Origin of the sequence: Thalassolituus sp. UBA675 (assembly GCF_002297765.1) — a bacterium.
In the GTDB taxonomy this organism is placed as follows: Bacteria; Pseudomonadota; Gammaproteobacteria; order Pseudomonadales; family Oceanobacteraceae; genus Thalassolituus.
The window spans coordinates 58,411-76,913 of record NZ_DBNJ01000003.1 but is presented as its reverse complement, the minus strand read 5'-3'; the positions used below and the strand labels follow the sequence as shown (position 1 = coordinate 76,913).

The 18,503-nt window shown below is 52.6% G+C and carries 15 protein-coding genes; 13 read left to right on the top strand and 2 right to left on the bottom strand.

Features of this window, described 5'->3' with window-relative positions; genetic code table 11:
- Nucleotides 1-124: 124 nt before the first annotated feature.
- The 6 genes from fabF to B3007_RS01140 are packed head-to-tail and all read left to right on the top strand — an operon-like array spanning nt 125 to nt 5,219.
- A complete protein-coding gene (gene fabF, locus B3007_RS01165) occupies nt 125-1,366 on the top strand; it encodes a beta-ketoacyl-ACP synthase II (protein WP_301378990.1) in 1,242 nt (413 codons plus the stop codon).
- On the top strand, nt 1,363-2,163 hold the full coding sequence (pabC, locus tag B3007_RS01160) for an aminodeoxychorismate lyase (protein ID WP_068443472.1): 801 nt from the start codon (nt 1,363-1,365) through the stop codon (nt 2,161-2,163). The genes fabF and pabC overlap by 4 nt, the downstream gene beginning before the upstream one ends.
- Complete coding sequence (gene mltG, locus B3007_RS01155) at nt 2,160-3,212, top strand: endolytic transglycosylase MltG (RefSeq protein WP_301378991.1); 1,053 nt, start codon at nt 2,160-2,162, stop codon at nt 3,210-3,212. Before pabC ends, mltG begins: the two co-directional genes overlap by 4 nt.
- Entirely contained in the window at nt 3,212-3,880 is a 669-nt protein-coding gene (tmk, locus tag B3007_RS01150) for a dTMP kinase (RefSeq protein WP_301378992.1), read from the top strand. Before mltG ends, tmk begins: the two co-directional genes overlap by 1 nt.
- Entirely contained in the window at nt 3,880-4,878 is a 999-nt protein-coding gene (locus tag B3007_RS01145) for a DNA polymerase III subunit delta' (protein WP_068443478.1), read from the top strand. The genes tmk and B3007_RS01145 overlap by 1 nt, the downstream gene beginning before the upstream one ends.
- Nucleotides 4,875-5,219, top strand: coding sequence for a PilZ domain-containing protein (locus B3007_RS01140; RefSeq protein ID WP_068438521.1), 345 nt, complete (start codon nt 4,875-4,877; stop codon nt 5,217-5,219). The genes B3007_RS01145 and B3007_RS01140 overlap by 4 nt, the downstream gene beginning before the upstream one ends.
- Nucleotides 5,220-5,246: 27 nt before the next feature.
- On the opposite strand, the gene B3007_RS01135 is transcribed toward B3007_RS01140, so the two are convergent.
- The gene (locus tag B3007_RS01135) at nt 5,247-5,882 is read right to left on the bottom strand and encodes an aminotransferase class V-fold PLP-dependent enzyme (RefSeq protein WP_286836598.1); all 636 of its coding nucleotides are present in this window, start codon (nt 5,880-5,882) and stop codon (nt 5,247-5,249) included.
- An 81-nt stretch (nt 5,883-5,963) separates the two neighbouring features.
- Entirely contained in the window at nt 5,964-8,876 is a 2,913-nt protein-coding gene (locus tag B3007_RS01130; protein WP_301392197.1) for a Tn3 family transposase, read from the bottom strand.
- 204 nt (nt 8,877-9,080) lie between these two features.
- On the opposite strand from B3007_RS01130, the gene B3007_RS01125 reads away from it, so the two are divergent.
- From B3007_RS01125 to B3007_RS01095, 7 genes are all read left to right on the top strand, one after another.
- Nucleotides 9,081-10,319 (top strand): ATP-binding protein, encoded by a 1,239-nt coding sequence (locus B3007_RS01125; RefSeq protein WP_301376556.1) that lies wholly within the window; start codon nt 9,081-9,083, stop codon nt 10,317-10,319.
- Between the two features lie 277 nt (nt 10,320-10,596).
- Nucleotides 10,597-10,932 carry a hypothetical protein gene (locus B3007_RS01120; RefSeq protein WP_297533605.1) on the top strand — a complete coding sequence of 112 codons (336 nt, stop codon included), beginning with the start codon at nt 10,597-10,599 and terminating at the stop codon, nt 10,930-10,932.
- A gap of 141 nt (nt 10,933-11,073) precedes the next feature.
- Nucleotides 11,074-11,574 carry a DUF411 domain-containing protein gene (locus tag B3007_RS01115; RefSeq protein ID WP_301376555.1) on the top strand — a complete coding sequence of 167 codons (501 nt, stop codon included), beginning with the start codon at nt 11,074-11,076 and terminating at the stop codon, nt 11,572-11,574.
- A gap of 11 nt (nt 11,575-11,585) precedes the next feature.
- Complete coding sequence (locus B3007_RS01110) at nt 11,586-12,995, top strand: TolC family protein (protein ID WP_068435228.1); 1,410 nt, start codon at nt 11,586-11,588, stop codon at nt 12,993-12,995.
- On the top strand, nt 12,992-14,677 hold the full coding sequence (locus tag B3007_RS01105) for an efflux RND transporter periplasmic adaptor subunit (RefSeq protein ID WP_301376554.1): 1,686 nt from the start codon (nt 12,992-12,994) through the stop codon (nt 14,675-14,677). Before B3007_RS01110 ends, B3007_RS01105 begins: the two co-directional genes overlap by 4 nt.
- On the top strand, nt 14,674-17,784 hold the full coding sequence (locus tag B3007_RS01100) for an efflux RND transporter permease subunit (protein ID WP_301376553.1): 3,111 nt from the start codon (nt 14,674-14,676) through the stop codon (nt 17,782-17,784). The genes B3007_RS01105 and B3007_RS01100 overlap by 4 nt, the downstream gene beginning before the upstream one ends.
- A gap of 307 nt (nt 17,785-18,091) precedes the next feature.
- Nucleotides 18,092-18,502 (top strand): MerR family transcriptional regulator, encoded by a 411-nt coding sequence (locus B3007_RS01095; RefSeq protein WP_068437614.1) that lies wholly within the window; start codon nt 18,092-18,094, stop codon nt 18,500-18,502.
- Nucleotide 18,503: the final 1 nt, after the last annotated feature.

Below are 18,503 nucleotides of genomic sequence, written 5' to 3'. Positions count from 1 at the left end.
GATAGGAAAAAGCCGCGCAGCCGTCGCGGCTTTTTTGTGCCCTGCGGCAACCACCGTATGAGCGGGGTTCTGTCCCGACACTGAAATGCTGCAGGGTATATTCATTCTGGGCGGGTGACTGAATATGAAAACCAAACGCGTAGTGATTACGGGGCTGGGCACGGTGAATCCGTGCGGCTTGAATGCTCCGGATACCTGGAAAGCGATTCTTGCAGGTGAAAGTGGGATAGGTCCTATAACGGGATTTGATACCACAGGTTATTCCGTTGACTTCGGTGGTGAAGTTAAAGGTTTTTGTGCGGATGATGTACTATCTGCAAAAGAATCGCGCAAACTTGACCCGTTTATTCAATACGCGCTGGTCGCCGCAGATGAGGCGCTTAATGATGCAGGGCTCGGAGAGACGTACGATCCGGTTCGCTGCGGTGTTGCGGTGGGTTCTGGTATTGGCGGCATATCGACGATAGAAACAAACGTCGATACGCTCAATAACAGTGGGCCACGGCGGGTATCTCCTTTCCTTGTGCCTGGTTCGGTTGTCAATATGGCTGCTGGTAACATAGCAATCCGACACGGCTTCAAAGGCCCTAACTTCTCAATTGCCACCGCATGTACCACCGGTACACACAATATCGGTTTCGCTGCACGAACCATTGCCTTCGGCGATGCAGATCTGATGGTCGCTGGCGGGGCTGAGATGGCGTGTTCGCCATTGGGGATTTCTGGCTTTGCCGCTGCTCGTGCATTGAGCACGCGTACAGATAGTCCACAGGGGGCAAGTCGCCCCTGGGACGTTGACCGTGATGGGTTTGTTCTTAGTAGTGGCGCTGCTGTTCTTGTTCTCGAGTCTCTTGAGCATGCTCAGGCGAGGGGGGCAAAGATCTACGCAGAGCTCTCAGGGTTTGGCATGAGTGATGATGCTTATCACGTGACCTCACCACCTGAGAACGGCGAGGGGGCGGCGCTTTCGATGGCCAATGCTCTTCACAATGCTGACTTAACGCCCGACAATATTGGCTACATTAATGCTCACGGCACGTCGACCCTTGCGGGCGATCTCGCTGAAATTAATGCGATAAAATCCGCCTTCGGTAAGGCGGCCAACAGTTTCGCGATCTCCTCGACTAAGTCGATGACTGGCCATCTGATTGGTGCTGCTGGTTCGCTCGAAGCTCTCATCTCAGTCCTTGCTCTGTGTGACCAGAAGGCTCCGGGGACTTTAAACCTGACAACGCCGTCCCCTGGTTGTGATCTCGACTTGATCGGCCCAGTTTCAAGGGATATGCCGCTGGAGCATGTAATGAGCAACTCCTTTGGCTTTGGTGGGACTAATGCCACGCTGATTTTTAGCCGGATATCTCAATGAAGTTTAACTATCAGGCCGGAAATGGCTGGCAGTCTGATGCGCAGGAGTTTGATGACAGAGGGCAGCAGTTCGGTGATGGGCTCTTTGAAACGGTCCGTCTTGATGGTCGCGGTGTTGCACCTCTCTGGCAAATGCATGTCGAGCGCCTGGCACTGGGGCTGAAAGCGCTCCGCTTCAGTGACGTCGCGGTTGAATTCGTTTTGCACGCGATTGATTCGATGGCGCATCCAGTCGGTATGACAGCGTGCAAGCTTCTGGTAACGAGAGGCGTTGGTCCACGAGGATACGGATTCACTCCAGATCTCATGCCGTTGGTAACGGTGCGCTATTTCAATGCACCGGCGTTTTCAACATCCCCTTACGTTGCTGGTACGAGCGATATTGTGTTATCGACTCAGCCATTGCTCGCTGGGCATAAACACCTGAACCGACTTGAGCAGGTACTTGCCCGCGACAGCTTCGATGTCGAGTGGGATGAATGCATCATGCTCGATAGTAGCGGGATCGTGATTGAGGGGTGCATGAGCAATGTTTTTGTTAAACTGGACGGCCGTTGGCTAACCCCGGAAATAACCTCGTCGGGGATTAATGGAGTAGTACGACGCTGGTTGCTGGATACGAACCCCGAAATCAACGTACAAAACTTTGGTCTGCCCGAGCTTAACAGCGCTCAAGGGCTGATTTTTACAAATAGTCTTGTTGGAATTCGCTCCTGTCACATCTTTGATGGCCAGACTCTGGATGTGGCACCAGAAGCAAAGCGATGGCAGCTTGCCTATCAGGAAATGTTTGAATGATGCTTAAGCGACTCTTGCTCGCAATGATAGCTCTGCTTGTATTGGCAGGGCTTATTCTCGGCTCCGTAGGGTACTGGTGGCTGAGTCAGAAAAACCTTAATCAAACGTCTGTCGTTGTCGTGATCGAGAAGGGACAGTCGCTGAACAGCATGGCGCAGCAGTGGGAAGATCAGGGGTGGCTTCGTTCGGCTCTTCGCCTGAAAGTTGCTGCGAGACTGACTGGCGGGGCGCGTGATGTTCGTGCCGGTGAATTTATTATTCCCCCGGGGCTCAGCAGCCTCACGATATTGCCGTACCTGGCGGAAGCTCAGACCAGAACGTATCGGGTTTCCTTAATTGAAGGACGCAGGCTGTCTGCCGCTCTCGAAGCGTTGAGTCAGGCTGAGTATCTTCAACAAGACCTCGGAGCCCTTACCGTCGAGCGTGTATCCGACTATCTTGGTCTTACAGTTCATGCTGAAGCACAACTTTACCCGGACACCTATGTTTATCACCGCAATCAGCCAGTCTCTGAAATCATCACTCAGGCGCATGAAAGACTGAACAAGGTGCTTAATGAGGAGTGGCAGGCACGTGTTGCTAATCTGCCTTATACCTCTCCTTATGAAGCGCTGGTCATGGCGTCTATTATCGAGAAAGAAACGGGTGTCGCCAGTGAGCGCCCGGTGATTGCCGGTGTTTTTGTGCGCCGCTTACAGAAGAATATGAGGTTAGAAACAGACCCAACTGTCATCTACGGCCTGGGTGAGTCTTTCGATGGTAATCTCACGCGAGCGCACCTGCGTGATCGCAGTAATCCATACAACACCTATCGCAACAAAGGACTGCCTCCAGGGCCTATCGCGCTCGCTGGCCGAGAAGCTATTCGCGCGGCTTTGAACCCTGCCGAAGGAACCGAGCTTTTCTTCGTCGCACGGGGGGATGGTAGCCATTATTTTTCTTCCACTCTGGAAGAACACAATAAGGCAGTGCGACGCTACCAGCTATCGCGTCGGAGCGACTACCGCTCAGCGCCAACGGCAGAGCAAAGCAGCGGGGAGACTGACTGATGCTAACTACTCCCGGTCGCTTTATTACGTTTGAAGGTGGTGAAGGTGTCGGTAAGTCGACCAACATTCAGGCGGTTGCAAGGCACCTCGAATCGCAGGGAATCTCTGTGGTGGTGACTCGCGAACCGGGCGGAACCCCGATTGCTGAAAGAATCCGTAATGATCTCCTGAAAGCGCATCATGAAGAACCTATGTCTGATATGACAGAGTTACTCCTGATGTTTGCGGCACGTGCTCAGCACGTGGATGCCGTTATCCGGCCTGCGCTGGAGCGCGGTGACTGGGTCCTATGTGACCGATTCACCGATTCTACTATCGCCTACCAAGGCTATGGGCGAGGTCTTTCTCTCGACAATATCGAGCAGCTCAAAGCGCTTGCGCAGGGCGGTGTTGAACCACACCTGACGTTGCTACTTGATGCGCCGGTGGCGATTGGTATGGGGCGTGCCCGAGCCCGGGCTGAGGATCTGGCAGAAGAGACTGATCGTATTGAGGCTGAAGCCATGTCATTTTTCGAAAAGGTCCGGCTGGGGTTCCTGGCACTGGCCGAGCGTTATTCGAGATTTCGGGTCATTGATGCGACCGCTCCGCTTGAACAAGTGACTGAGCAAGTCCTGAAAGTGGTTGCAGGCGAGTTAGAAGACAAAAAACAACAGGTGGAATCCTGATGTCTCTTTATCCCTGGCAGGTGGATGCCTGGAGTTCTCTTGTACGTCGCCACCGCACTGCTGGCCTGCCACACGCGCTGCTGATAACAGGCAGTGCAGGCATCGGTAAGCATGAGTTATCACTGAATGTCGCGCGTTGGTTGTTGTGTCAGAATCCTGCGGACGAGGCGTGCGGGCAGTGCCACAGTTGTCAGCTTTGGGCGGCGGGCAGTCACCCCGATTTTATGCTTTGCCAGCCGGAAGAAAACTCAAAGCAGATTCGTATCGACAATGTTCGCAAAGTGAATGAGCTGATTTTTCAAACGCCTCAGATCAGTCAGTGTCAGGTCGTCATTCTTCGCCCTGCGGAGGTTATGAACGTAAATGCGGCCAACGCATTGCTTAAGACCCTGGAAGAGCCCCCGGGTGAAAGCTTTATCCTACTTGAAACAGAGCGCTTTGGTTCTGTTCTCCCTACCATTCGCAGCCGCTGCCAGCGTATCAATCTGGCCCTGCCATCTTATGATGCATCGAAAGACTGGCTGCAGGATCAGGGGGTAGGCTCAGCTGATGCCGACATGGCACTGGCGAGAAATGGCGGTGCTCCTGTCGCTGCCATGAATTGGCTGAGCAGCGGTGTCGCGACGGTTCAGGAAAAATGGGTCTCGGAATTACAACAATGGACTACGTCGTCTTTGCCTCTCGATAAAATTGCCTCGTCCTGGAGTAAGCTGGAGTTCCAGACGGTTATACAATGGTTTTACCAGTGGTCTTGCGATGTCCTGAAGGCGGCGTGTGGTGCGGAGGCAAAACATCTTCAGTTTGCAGGGCCAGTCACAGAACTTATGGACGCTTATGTTGTGAAGCGGGAAATGCTGGTAACCTTTCAGAAAAAATTACAACAAATACTCGGTCAGCTGATGTCAGGTGCTTCCCACCATAACAAAACGCTGACCCTGGAAACCTTGTTGCTCGAGTGGCAGGCGTTGACTGAAGCAAAAGCGGGAGTAATTGCATGAACCCAGGCGGTCGGAATGGCATCCTGTCATTAACCATCAAAGATAAATCAGTCCTGTATGCTGCCTATATGCCGTTTATTAAAAACGGTGGGCTCTTCATTCCAACAAGTAAACAGTATCAGTTGGGAGACGAAGTCTTCATGCTGCTGAAGTTGATGGATGAGCCTGAGAAGATCCCTGTTGCCGGTAAAGTCGTTTGGGTAACGCCCAAGGGGGCGCAAGGCAATAAAGTTGCAGGCGTCGGCGTCCAGTTCAATGATGAAGATGATATTGCCCGCAACAAGATAGAAACCTACCTTGCTGGCGCAATTAAATCAGACCGTATGACGCATACTATGTAGTGTCTGGGGCTTGTCTGGAAAGTTTAATTACCAAAGACACTCTTCCGCAGCGATGCTGACCGCTTGCTGCAGGCGATAGAGAGGCGTATGGAAGTGAGGCGAAAAGCGGATTCCTCCACCGCGGTGCATACAGATAACTCCTTTACTCATTAATGCTTGCCACACTTCTTTGGGCGATCGTCCGTTCGTCCCGAATGTCACAATTCCAGAGCGCCCTCTGCTGTGAGCTGGTGTGATGATTTCAGCTCCAGCATCAGATAACAGACCACATAACGAATCCGCTTTGCTCAGAACTGCTGCCTCAACGTTTTCTATGCCTGTATTCAGAAGAAGACTGGTGCTCGCATGGAGTGCATGTGCAGCCAGAAGGTTGGGGCTCCCACACTCAAAACGCATTGCTGTATCCGTGACCTCCCAGCTGGTCTGGCTGTAATCACCGGCTTGTTTGATCATGTGCCAGCCATACTCATTGAGAGACAGATCGTTCATTCGCTCTTCCCGGACATAGAAAAAGCCCAGCCCTTCAGGGCCCAGCAGCCACTTGTGACCATCTGCCATGGCAAAGTCGCACTGTATTTCTTCGACATCAAACCTGAGAGCACCGACGGCCTGGATCGCATCGACACAGAACAGAACTCCCGCTGCTTTGCAGGCCTCGCCAATTTTGGACCAGCGGGGGCATTTGAACGAAAACCTACGGTTTTGACTCCCAGGCCCTCCGCGTAACCGTAGGTTTCCGAATAATCACCCCTTCCCCTCATCTTCAATAAAGTACGTACCATTGGGCAACACATGCTTATAGGGCAATAACGAGATATGGGATAAGGTCTTGTCGTCGATATCCTCCCCCTGCTGCCGGAGCTGCTCAACCACGTCATTTATCTTGATCGTGTTCCAGTACAGAATGGCATTGGATACAAAGCTGAGGCTGCTGGCCTTGTTCATGATTTCCTCATAGTCCCCAGTGGTGAATTCACCCTGGTCCGCAAAGAATATCCAGCGCGGCAGTTTGTGCCGGTATTCCCCTTTATTCAGTTGCCGCTGGACGGTTTGGCGCAGGTCTTTGTCAGTTAGGTACCGCAGAATGTATTCGGTCTTGATGATCCGGCCCAGGTTGGTAAAGGCCTTGGTGAGGCGATCGGAGGGTGAACTGTTGGTCAACCGTTGAACGATGACGTGTGCTGGCGCAGTTTTTTGTTTCAGAGAAATGACCACCCGCATCATGTATTCCCATTGCTCCTCAATAATCGCCAAATCAGCTGTTTTCGTGAGTAAATGGTTGAGGTCACCGTAATCGACGGATTTGTCGATACGGTATAGCTGCTGATCCTTCAGATCCCGAATGCGTGGCATAAAGTAGAAGCCGAGCAAATGACAGAGGGCGAAGACGATTTCAGTGTACCCATGCGTATCGGTGGTGTGCTCTCGGATTTTCAGAATTGTGTTGTTTTCCAGCAGACCGTCCAGAACATACAGGGCTTCACGAGGGCTACAGGAAATGATCTTGGTGCTGAACACGGAATATTGATCGGATACGTGGGTGTAGATCCCGATGGCTTTTTCATAGTAGCCGTAATAGCGGGGATAGTATGAAGCCAACAGGCTGTCGGCGCGGATTTTAAAGCGTTGCGCATCTGAAGAGGACAATGTACCGGAGCCATACACCGCACTCAACGGCAGCTCATGGTGTTGATTCACAATTTCAGCACTGGCGTTGATCAGGGTTTCTTCGCGAATATAGTATTGCAGGATATGCCTTAGCATATCGACAGTAACGCCATTGACGCTGTTACTCATGGACACGACGCCCAGGTTTGTGGCTTGTGAAATAATGGCAGCCATCAGGCTTTTGTAAAAGTTTTTGGGCCGTGACTGGTGATGTTGGATAGGGACAAAGTGACGACTGTAATGCGTCATTTGATCCACCTCCATCAGCAATTGCTCGATGCGTATGCTGGGCATATGCGCATCGATCACCTTTTGCAGTTGGTTGACTTTATCCGGTACGTCCAGCTTGTCGTCACGCTTGAGTTTCAGCCGGCCATTGTGTATCTCGGCGAAATTATCCAGTCCAAAACGCTTTTGCGCTGCTGACACCGCTTCGTGGAACTGGGTTGAAATGGCGGAACGCACTTCGTGTTGCAAAGGCTGCTGTAGCTCGGTATAGACGGTGTGTTTGGTTTCATCCCAGTTGGGCTCGTTCAAGGTCAGATCCCAGAACGACACATGCTGTTTGCTCTGTGGTAAATACAAATCGCCGGAACGCAACGCATCTTTCATCGCGAGAGCAAGGCCCATTTCCCAAACATTGCGATTGATGTTGCCGGCTTGATCTTTAAGGCTGCGACGCAGCTCGCGGGGAATGAACGCAGTCGGTGTATTCTCCGGCAGTTTTTTCAGATCGCCGTCATCCAACTGCCGGACGAACTGGATGGCTTTTATCAGTGGCCCAGAACCTTTCGCCACTTCAAACGGTAACCGTATAAAGTCGGAAAAATACTTTCGTAAACTGGGGTAACGGGTCAGCAACAAATCGCAGTAGCCGCATTCTTCCAGGCGTTTAAAAATGTGCAGGTCGTCAATGGAGGCTAGCAAGTGTTTCTCGTCAATACGCTGCCATAAGTCATTCTTGTACAACGGCTGTTCATCCGGCCATTCCAGCAAAACATGCGTGGTATCGAGCACGGCATCAATCGCTTTCTTTTGCCGTTTACGAAATTCCTTGTGCTTTTTGTCGTGACTGTTTTTGGTTTGCCGACACAACTCAGTCATGTACTGATCGTGCATTTTAACCAGGTGATCGAGCAATATCTTTCGGGATTCCAGCAGAAAACACACCATCAGGGCATAGAGCTTATGATCCTTGAAGCGTTTCATGTCCTTGGCGCTGTAGCGCTTGGTCAATCGGTACAGGTAGTGAAGAAAGGTAGTATCAATGAGCTTTTCCTCGAATGCATTAATACCGGTAGCCACCAGATTGTCGTAGCGCTCCAGGTAGCGCTTCAGCGATGAAATTTTGGCGGCGGGTGGATATTCCTTGAGCTGATTGAAATAGGTTCGTTGGTTGCCGCCAGAGGTTTGTAGCAAATCATCGATAGCCTCTCGCAATTCAGGCGACATCTGTTCAAACACTTGCTCAAAGAGCTGAGCATGGACCTGGTTGCAGATGCGAACGATTTGCCGTTCGATGGTGGTGGGCCCCGGTAAAACAATCCGATTCAACAGCAGGTAGCGCTCTGCCCGATGAAAGAGTTCATCCGGCAGTAACCCCTGGTGTGCCTGAGCTTCGACCCAGCGATCCAGATCGCCTTCCACCTTGACATCAAAACGCCTGAATCCCAGGTATTTGAGGATGTTATTGCGGTGTTCCAATAAGGTGGCTTCCCGTTCGGGTACGTCCACAGTGAGCGCTGGCGGTAAATCGAGTTGGCTGCTGAGGTAGCTGACCACGCGGGACGAGAGATCGCTGAGCTGGTTCAGAAAGCGGCCATAGAGGCGCATGGCACAGAGCTGGATGGCAACGCCCATGCGGTACTGTTTGCGGTATTTGTTAACCATCTGGCAGTCGCGGCGATTCAGGGTCCAGTCGCGAACCATTTCCTCGTCGGAAAAGCGTTGCGGCAATATCAGTGGCTGATAGCGTTGTTGGTTGGTCAAAAACTGCTCTTTGGCTGTTATGAGCGCCTCATCGGTTTGTGGTCACGCCAACTACTCCTATAGCGTTGTTTTTATTGATGTTTTTATGATACCGACTGTGGGTACTGCCTTATTTTACTTTTGGACGGCATTGCAATAACGATTGGACGATAATAGAATAACAGGTAGCCGAAATACAACTCCTGTTTAGCCGGAAGCCTGTTTATGTACCCTCGTTATTCTGAACTCCACGTCAAAGAAGCGCTGTGTGACACGCCCGTCGTCTTCATCATGGGGCCCCGTCAGGCCGGTAAAACCACTCTGGTGAAGACCTTGATGGATGAAATGGGGGCCGAACAATGGACCTACATCACCCTGGATGACCAGGCCCAGTTTGAGATTGCCCAAGCCGATCCGGTGGGCTTTATTCGCAACCTGCCACCCACCCGCATTGCCCTCGACGAAGTCCAACGCCTGCCGGAGCTTTTCGTATCCATCAAGCAGGCAGTGGATGAACAGCGCACGCCGGGTCGTTTTCTGCTGACGGGCTCCGCCAACGCCTTGTTACTGCCGAGGCTCTCCGACTCTCTGGCGGGCCGGATGGAGTCGGTGCGCTTGATGACACTCTCAGAGTGTGAGATCCAGGGGCAGCAACCGACATTTCTCTCTAAGCTGTTGAGCCAGCAAGCACCTTCAACCCGGTCCATCCGTGTTAGGGAGCACATCCTGAACCGATTAGTAACCGGTTGTTTTCCGGAGCCGCTACAGCGCAGCAGTGAACGGCGTTCACAAGCCTGGTATCAGCAATACCTGAGCACCCTGGTGCAAAGGGATATTCGTGATCTGACCCACATCGATCATCCGGATTTAATGGGCAAGTTGCTCAAGCTCACCGCTTTTTACGCCGGTAAACTGGTCAATCTCACCGAATTGGGGGGCAAACTGGGGCTGGATCGGCTGACCATCAAAAAATACATGGCTCTGTTGGAGCAATTATTTCTGGTGGAACAATTGCCCGCCTGGCATTCCAATGAATACAAACGGTTGGTGAAGACACCCAAACTGCATTCCGTCGATACTGGCCTGATGTGCGCCGTGCGAGGCCTCAACCGGGATCGACTGCTCAAACAACCGGGAGATTTTGGTCTGCTGTTGGAAACCTTCGTTTATAACGAATTGCGCAAGCAAGCGGTTTGGGTGGACGAACCATTGAGTTTTTACCATTACCGGGATAAGGACAAAGTGGAGGTGGACGTGATTATCGAGAACGCCATGGGTGACTGCTTCGCCATCGAGGTGAAGGCGGCAGCGACCTTAAGTGCGAAGGATTTTACCGGACTGAAACGGTTTCAATCCGTGGCTGCCGATCGCTTCAAGATCGGTATTCTGCTCTATGACGGCGACCATACGACAGCCTTTGGTGACAATCTTTATGCCGTACCACTGGGAGCCCTTTGGGCTTAACCACGCCATAATTCAAGCAACCGTGTATGACGGCTTTGTAATTATACCGTCATCTGGTTGACAGACTTGTGTTTTACTATTTACTGAGAAGGTATTTTTTATGGTTGGTGCAATTTATTTTTCAGTTTAGCGGTAACGAAATAACAAGTTTTTTGATCCACCTCAACGCATGAAGTGGAACGAAAGATTGAACATTCAGACGAAATATATAGACTTATCAGATATAAATAATGAGTTGTATCATCTCAGTATGCAATTGAACAGATTTGGGTTTTACATGGCAATCTTCGCGTTACTGGCTTTTACCAGCCAGTCGTTTGCCGTTGTGAAGTTGCCCTGCGAACAGATGACTCATCATTCCACCGCTCATGCAATGGCAGCAACAATGGATATGGCCCATATGAACCACGCTGCGGCCGATAATGCCAAGGCCAAAGGCTGTTGCAGCCAGGACGATTGTTCTCAGATGGACTGTGTTTCTGCCAGTGTTGCGGTGGTAAGTACACTGTCGCCGTTTTCCGTTCAGTTTTCTCAAACTCTCAATACAGAATATTCGGTTTCCTTCCTTACTCAGGAAGTTTCCTCGCTATTCCGTCCCCCCATTTCCCGTTGATATAGGGTTGGTACGCCTGAAATTTAGGCCTCTACCCACTTATCCTTATCAAGCGGGAGTCGACAAAACTCCCAAAACAGTTGTTTAAAACGCGTGATCGTCACTGAATGCGCTCATCGCGTCTTATGATTGGGAGTTACCATGAAACCTTTACCTGATTATCTGCGCCATCTTGCGCTGATAGTTTCCCTGTTATTCCTCGCTGCCTGTTCGGAGGGCGAAAATCATGCCGCTAAAGCCGCATCGATTGCCACACTGGATGTTTACAAAAGCCGCACCTGCCAGTGCTGCCAGCAATGGGTCCGGCACATGGAAGACTCCGGCTTTGAGACCAAAATCCACCACCCGGCAGATTTGAATCGCGTTAAAGACGAGCATGGCATTGCCACCGAATACCAATCCTGCCACACGGCGGTGACGAGTGACGGCTATGTCTTCGAAGGTCATATTCCCGCGCGCTTCATGCAGCAGTTTCTGGAAAACCCACCGCAGGGTGCCATCGGCCTGAGCGTGCCTGGCATGCCAGCGGGCAGCCCCGGGATGGAAATGGGCGACAGGTTTATGCCTTATCAGGTGTGGCTGCTTAAAAAGGACGGTTCTGCTGAAGTGTTTGCTTCAGTGAACAGTCGCGATCAGCAATAGGACGTATCACCATGAACATTCAAAGGCGTTTTTTATTATTGTTCCTGTTGGTAGGGGTTCCTGCTTTTGCCGAGGAAAAAGTTGCCCAAGAACAGTTTGCCCAAACACAGCTGGATCAAGACCAGGCTGGTACGTTGACTTTGGAAGCGGCGATTGCACAGGCGATTGGTTCCGACCCCTGGCTGAATGGCAGTCGTTACCGGGAAGATGCACTGGCCAGTGAATCCATTTCCGCTTCAACCCTGCCTGATCCTAAGGTCAGTCTGATGGCGGCTAACTTCCCGACCGACAGTTTCGATATCAACCAGGAACCGATGACGCAGCTGACTGTGGGCGTTAGTCAGATGTTTCCACGCGGCGATAGTCTGAAACTAACCAGCCGCCAAAAGCAGGAGTTGGCGGCCCAGGAGCCCTTGCTCAGACGGGATCGCCAGGACAAGGTGACCGCGACGGTGACTCAGTTATGGCTGGAAGCCTACCGGGCACAGGAAAGTATCCGTTTAATTGAGCAGGATCGCGCGCTGTTTGAACATCTGGTGGATGCAACCAAAGCCAGTTATTCCTCCGCATTGGGGCGCGCTCGCCAGCAGGATATTATCCGGGCACAACTGGAGCTCACCCGGCTGGATGATCGTCTGACTGCGTTGCGACAACAACTTGAATCTGCCCAGCAGCGACTGTCCGAGTGGATTGGCGGTCAAGCCAGTCTGCCATTGGCGCAGACCTTATCCAGCAAATTGGGTGATGAGCCAACCTTAGCCATGGGTCAGACGCACAATGATCGCTGGCTCTATGAACAGATCAATCGGCATCCCCTGTTATTGGCCTTTGACCAGCGTATCGAGGCTATGCAGACCGGGGTTGAATTGGCCCAGCAAAAGTATAAGCCCGAGTGGGGGCTCACCGCCCAGTACGGCTATCGGGACGATGACCCCATGGGCCGGGATCGCGCCGATCTGTTCTCGGTCGGTGTCACATTTGATCTGCCGCTTTTCACGGGTAATCGACAGGATAAGGACGTTAGTGCTGCCACCTCCCGAGCCGAGGCGCTGCGAACGGACAAGCTACTGATGGCGCGAAAACTGATGGCGCAACTGGACACAATGCTCGTGCAAATCCAGCGTCTGAATCAGCGCCGCACACTCTACGACCAGCAGCTACTGCCGCAAATGGCAGAGCAGGCCGAAGCTGCCCTGACTGCCTATAACAACGACGATGGTGACTTTGCCGAAGCCGTGCGTGCCCGTATCGCCGAGCTAAACGCCAAGATCGATTTCCTGACCATCAGGGTCGACCGGCTAAAAACCATTGCCGAACTGAACTATCTGTTACCGCCAAACCGCTCAGGGCTGTTACCGCAAAGCCGCGCAAAGCAGTCTCCTGCAGCAAACGGCAACCGCACGGAAGGAATGACTCCATGAAGATGCAATTGAATAAATCATTTTTCATTACCGTTGCTTTGCTGATTGCGACGGCAACCCTCGCCCACTATTCAGCCTTGTGGCGTATGCAAGACGCGGGAGAGGGCGGTAAGGCGACAGCCAAAAAGGAACCGCTCTACTGGGTCGCGCCGATGGACCCCAATTACAAGCGTGATAAACCGGGTAAATCCCCCATGGGGATGGACCTGATTCCGGTGTATGAAGAAGCCGGCGGTGATGAGGAGATTGGCACAGTCACAATATCACCGGATGTGGTCAATAACCTTGGCGTACGCACGGCACTCGTTACCCGAGGCCAGATGGACGTTTCCGTCAATACCGTGGGTTATGTGCAATACGATGAAGATCGCTTGATACATATTCACCCGCGGGTAGAGGGCTGGATCGAAAAACTCTACGTCAAAGCATCTGGCGATCCGGTGGAGCAGGGGGCACCTCTCTATGCGCTTTACTCACCGACCCTGGTTAATGCGCAGGAGGAATTACTCTTGGCACTAAAGCGCAATAACGCCACGCTGATTGACGCCGCTAAGGAGCGCCTGGCATCTCTTCAGGTGCCAGAATCAGAAATCAACCGACTGAAGAAATCCGGCAAGGTGAGCCAGACCATCACCATCACAGCCCCGCAATCGGGTGTACTGGATAACCTCATGGCGCGCGAAGGCATGTTTGTAAAACCCGGCATGGAAATCATGGCGATCGGTCAGCTGGATCATATCTGGGTGATTGGTGAAGTCTTTGAGCGACAGGCTTCCCTGGTGCAAGTCGGCGATCAGGTCCAGATGCATTTGGGTTATTTACCGGGGCGTGAGTGGCAGGGCCAGGTCGACTATGTCTACCCGAGCCTTAACACCACGACTCGCACCGCTCAGGTAAGAGTGCATTTTCACAATCCCGATGGTTATCTGAAACCGGGTATGTTTGCGCAGATGCGCATTGAGGCGGCACCGATGGACGACACTCTGTTGATTCCCCGTGAGGCGCTGATTCGTACCGGCAGTCAATCCCGTGTTGTGCTGGCCAAGGACGAAGGCCGTTTTAAATCCGTTGCTGTGCGGGTTGGGCATATCACTGATGATCAGGCGGAAATCATGTCGGGGCTTGATGAGGGCGACCGCATTGTGACCTCAGCACAATTTCTGATTGATTCCGAGTCCAGCAAAACCTCGGACTTTCGGCGCATGGACCATGGTTCGGATGATAAGGCTGAGACTACGGTGCCCACATCGGTCTGGGTCGGCGCACGTATTAAAAGCCTGATGACCGAGCACCGGATGTTGACGCTGGCGCATGACGCCATCGATGACTGGCAATGGCCGGCCATGACCATGAATTTTACCGCCTCTAAAAATGTAGACCTTCAAGGTTTACAGCCTGACATGACTCTTCACGTAGAAATTACAAGAGAGGGCGACAACAACTATGTGATCAGCCAGATCCATCGACCTGATGCTGCTACCGAAGACATGCCGATTTCCGACGGTGATCAGCCGATGAGTCACAACGGTATGGAAATGGATCACGGCCAACATCAATCCATGACTCATGATGGCATGGAGATGGGTAACGATTCGATGGAGACAGACCACGATTCGATGAATATGGATCACAGTCAGATGGATATGGACCACAGTCAGCACAACGGGGAGGGTAAGCCATGATCGAAGGCATTATCCGCTGGTCTGTCCAGAATCGGTTTTTTGTATTGTTGGCCACTCTGATACTGGTGGGGATTGGCGGCTGGTCACTGAAAAACACGCCGGTGGACGCGATACCCGATCTCTCGGACGTGCAGGTGATCATCAAAACCAGCTACCCCGGACAGGCGCCACAGGTGGTGGAAGATCAGGTTACCTATCCACTGACTACCGCCATGCTCTCGGTACCAGGTGCGGTCACCGTGCGCGGCTATTCCTTCTTCGGTGACTCCTATGTTTACGTTATTTTTGACGAGGATACCGATGCCTATTGGGCCCGCTCGCGGGTGTTGGAATACCTGTCACAAGTGGCACCCACCTTGCCGCCCAACGCCCGACCGCAACTGGGGCCGGACGCCACCGGTGTCGGCTGGGTTTACCTGTACGCATTGGTGGATCGTACTGGTAAACACGATATCAGCCAGTTGCGCAGCCTGCAGGACTGGTTCCTGAAATACGAGCTGCAAACCGTGCCCGGCGTGTCGGAAGTCTCTGCCCTGGGCGGCATGGTGAAGCAGTATCAGGTCAAGGTACACCCGGATAAATTGCGGGCCTTTAATATTCCGCTGTCCCATATCCAGATGGCCATCCAGCGCGGTAATCAGGAGGTGGGCGCATCCGTCGTGGAAATGGCCGAGGCGGAATACATGGTACGTGCCTCCGGATATATCCAGGGGCGCGAGGATCTGGCCAATATTCCTTTAGGTATCAACGTCAAGGGCACACCACTGCTGCTGAAAGATGTGGCGGATATCGATGTAGGTCCGCAGATGCGCCGGGGTATTGCCGAGCTGAATGGCGAAGGTGAAGCCGTCGGTGGCATCGTGGTGATGCGCTTTGGCGAAAACGCCCAGAAAACCATTGACGGTGTGAAAGCCAAACTGGAAACCCTTAAGGCGGGTCTTCCCGAAGGTGTGGAAATCGTGACGGTTTACGACCGTTCCGGACTGATTGAACGCGCCGTTGAAAACCTGTGGCATAAGTTGCTGGAGGAGTTCATCGTCGTTGCCCTGGTGTGTGTGGTATTTCTGTTCCATATCCGCTCCAGCCTGGTGGCCATCGTCAGTCTGCCCGTCGGTATTCTCACCGCCTTTATCGTTATGCACCTGCAAGGGCTGAACGCCAATATCATGTCCTTGGGCGGTATCGCTATTGCCATCGGGGCAATGATTGATGGCGCTATCGTGATGATCGAGAACATGCACAAGCACATGGAGCGCACACCCCTGACCAACGAAAATCGCTGGCAAGTGGTTGCGGAATCGGCGGCTGAAGTGGGGCCCGCGCTGTTTTTTAGCCTGCTGATCATCACCGTGAGCTTTGTGCCGGTGTTTACCCTGGAAGCGCAAGAGGGACGGATGTTTTCACCTCTGGCCTTCACCAAGACTTACGCCATGGCGGCTAGTGCCGCACTGGCGGTGACACTGGTGCCGGTGCTGATGGGTTATTTTATTCGTGGCAAGGTCTTGCCTGAGCACAAAAACCCGCTGAATCGGGCCTTGATTGCCGTCTACATGCCTGCGCTGAAAGTGGTGCTTAACCACCCCAAAACCACTTTGGCCTTGGCTTTGGTGGTGACGGTCATCGGCTTCTGGCCGGTGAGCAAAATTGGCAGCGAATTTATCCCGCCGCTCGATGAGGGTGATCTGATGTATATGCCCACCACCTATCCCGGGCTGTCCATTGGTAAAGCCCGGGAGATTCTGCAGCAGACGGACAAGCTGATTGCCACCGTACCGGAAGTGAAAAGCGTGTTCGGCAAAATCGGTCGTGCAGAAACCGCCACCGACCCGGCGCCGCTGACCATGATCGAAACGTTTATCCAGCTCAAACCGAGGGATGAATGGCGCGAGGGGATGACCACCGACTCGCTCAAAAAAGAGCTGGACGCGCTGGTGAAATTTCCCGGCCTGACTAACGCCTGGGTGATGCCGATCAAAACCCGTATCGATATGTTGGCCACCGGCATTAAAACCCCGGTGGGCATCAAAGTGGCCGGGCCCGACCTCAAACAAATCGAAAAAATCGGGCGGCGCCTGGAGCAGGTGTTAAAGGATGTTCCAGGTACGGCTTCGGTTTATTCCGAACGAGTGGCCGGTGGGCGCTATATCAAGGTGGATATCCAACGGGAAAAAGCCGCGCGCTACGGGCTGAATATTGCCGATGTGCAACAGGTGGTGGCCACCGCCATCGGCGGCATGAACGTCACCCAAACCATTGAAGGCCTGGAACGCTACCCGGTGAATCTGCGTTACCCGCAGGATCTGCGTAATTCCCCGGAGCAACTGGCACTGTTGCCTATCGTGACAACTAGCGGCCAACGCATTGCCCTGGCGGACGTGGCGAACGTCTATGTGGAAGATGGCCCGCCTGCCATCAAGAGTGAAAACGCTCGCCTCAACGGTTGGACCTTTGTCGATATCGACGGGGTGGATCTTGGCAGTTACGTCCAGAACGCCATGGCCGTGGTGGCCGATCAGGTCGAGCTTCCAACGGGCTATTCACTGAACTGGTCAGGGCAGTATGAATACATGCTGCGAGCCAAGGAAAAGCTCATCTACGTGGTGCCGCTGACGCTAGCCATCATTATCGTGCTGCTGTATTTCAACTTCCGCAGCTTTGCTGAAGTCGCGATTATCATGGGCACGCTGCCCCTGGCGATGGTGGGTTCAATCTGGTTGATGTACCTGCTCGGTTACAACTTCTCAGTCGCCGTAGGCGTGGGCTTTATTGCGTTGGCGGGTGTCGCGGTGGAAATTGGCGTCATCATGCTGGTATATCTCAACCAGGCTTATCGCCATATGCTGGAGGAGTGTGAGCAGGAGGGCGTGGAACCCCGCCTGGAAACCCTGCGCCACGCCGTATTACACGGTGCCGGCTTACGGGTGCGTCCGGTGATGATGACGGCTGCCGCGATTATCGTGGGGCTGTTGCCGATAATGTACGGAACAGGGACCGGTTCGGAGGTCATGAGTCGTATTGCCGCGCCCATGGTGGGTGGGATGCTAAGTGCGGTAATTCTGACTTTACTCGTGCTACCAGCCGTTTACCTTCTTTGGAGAAAGCACTGAGAAAGGGATCTGGCCAAATGTCATTCGAGTTGATCTGGATCAAATAATCTACCCCAACATTACAGGTGTGTAATGTTGGGGTCATCCAGGTGTCAGTCTCCCCTCATTAACACAGCCAATAGATGGCATGAATCCGCACGCTAAAACTGCTTGACCTGTGTCCATGACACAGGTGTATAACCTTTTCCAGCGCACGGTTATAAAGCTAGGTGTAGAACCTCGGTTTATAACCGGTGATTGACTCAGATCAAGGTCCTGATCCCGGCGGAAGCTTAGGATGGCATGACTGGATCAAGAGGAGGGTGGCATGAAAGTCATCGAGGTTGCCAGGCTATTGGGCATTACGGCAGACACGGTACGGTTTTATACCCACATCAATATTCTGAATCCCACCAAAAGCAAGGCCAATGGATATCGGGAATACAGCGACAACGATGTTAAGCGTTTGCGGTTTGTGTTAAGCGCCCGACAGTTGGGATTTTCGGTCGAGGATATTCAGGAAATTCTTTCCCATGCTGACAAGAAAAAATCTCCTTGTCCGACGGTGAGACGCTTGATTGATCAGAGATTACATGAAACTGAGCAGCAGTTTAAAGAAACGATACGGCTGCGGGATCGTATGCAACGCGCCGTATTGGAGTGGAGCCAAAAACCGGACAAGGCTCCGACAGGTCATATGCTTTGCCATTTAATTGAAGAATTCACCGTGGAGGAATGAG

What these genes read in the sequence shown, in the direction of transcription:
- fabF (WP_301378990.1), top strand. Translation starts at nt 125, where the DNA reads ATGAAAACCAAACGCGTAGTGATTACGGGGCTGGGCACGGTGAATCCG.
- pabC (WP_068443472.1), top strand. Translation starts at nt 1,363, where the DNA reads ATGAAGTTTAACTATCAGGCCGGAAATGGCTGGCAGTCTGATGCGCAG.
- mltG (WP_301378991.1), top strand. Translation starts at nt 2,160, where the DNA reads ATGATGCTTAAGCGACTCTTGCTCGCAATGATAGCTCTGCTTGTATTG.
- tmk (WP_301378992.1), top strand. Translation starts at nt 3,212, where the DNA reads ATGCTAACTACTCCCGGTCGCTTTATTACGTTTGAAGGTGGTGAAGGT.
- B3007_RS01145 (WP_068443478.1), top strand. Translation starts at nt 3,880, where the DNA reads ATGTCTCTTTATCCCTGGCAGGTGGATGCCTGGAGTTCTCTTGTACGT.
- B3007_RS01140 (WP_068438521.1), top strand. Translation starts at nt 4,875, where the DNA reads ATGAACCCAGGCGGTCGGAATGGCATCCTGTCATTAACCATCAAAGAT.
- B3007_RS01125 (WP_301376556.1), top strand. Translation starts at nt 9,081, where the DNA reads ATGTACCCTCGTTATTCTGAACTCCACGTCAAAGAAGCGCTGTGTGAC.
- B3007_RS01120 (WP_297533605.1), top strand. Translation starts at nt 10,597, where the DNA reads ATGGCAATCTTCGCGTTACTGGCTTTTACCAGCCAGTCGTTTGCCGTT.
- B3007_RS01115 (WP_301376555.1), top strand. Translation starts at nt 11,074, where the DNA reads ATGAAACCTTTACCTGATTATCTGCGCCATCTTGCGCTGATAGTTTCC.
- B3007_RS01110 (WP_068435228.1), top strand. Translation starts at nt 11,586, where the DNA reads ATGAACATTCAAAGGCGTTTTTTATTATTGTTCCTGTTGGTAGGGGTT.
- B3007_RS01105 (WP_301376554.1), top strand. Translation starts at nt 12,992, where the DNA reads ATGAAGATGCAATTGAATAAATCATTTTTCATTACCGTTGCTTTGCTG.
- B3007_RS01100 (WP_301376553.1), top strand. Translation starts at nt 14,674, where the DNA reads ATGATCGAAGGCATTATCCGCTGGTCTGTCCAGAATCGGTTTTTTGTA.
- B3007_RS01095 (WP_068437614.1), top strand. Translation starts at nt 18,092, where the DNA reads ATGAAAGTCATCGAGGTTGCCAGGCTATTGGGCATTACGGCAGACACG.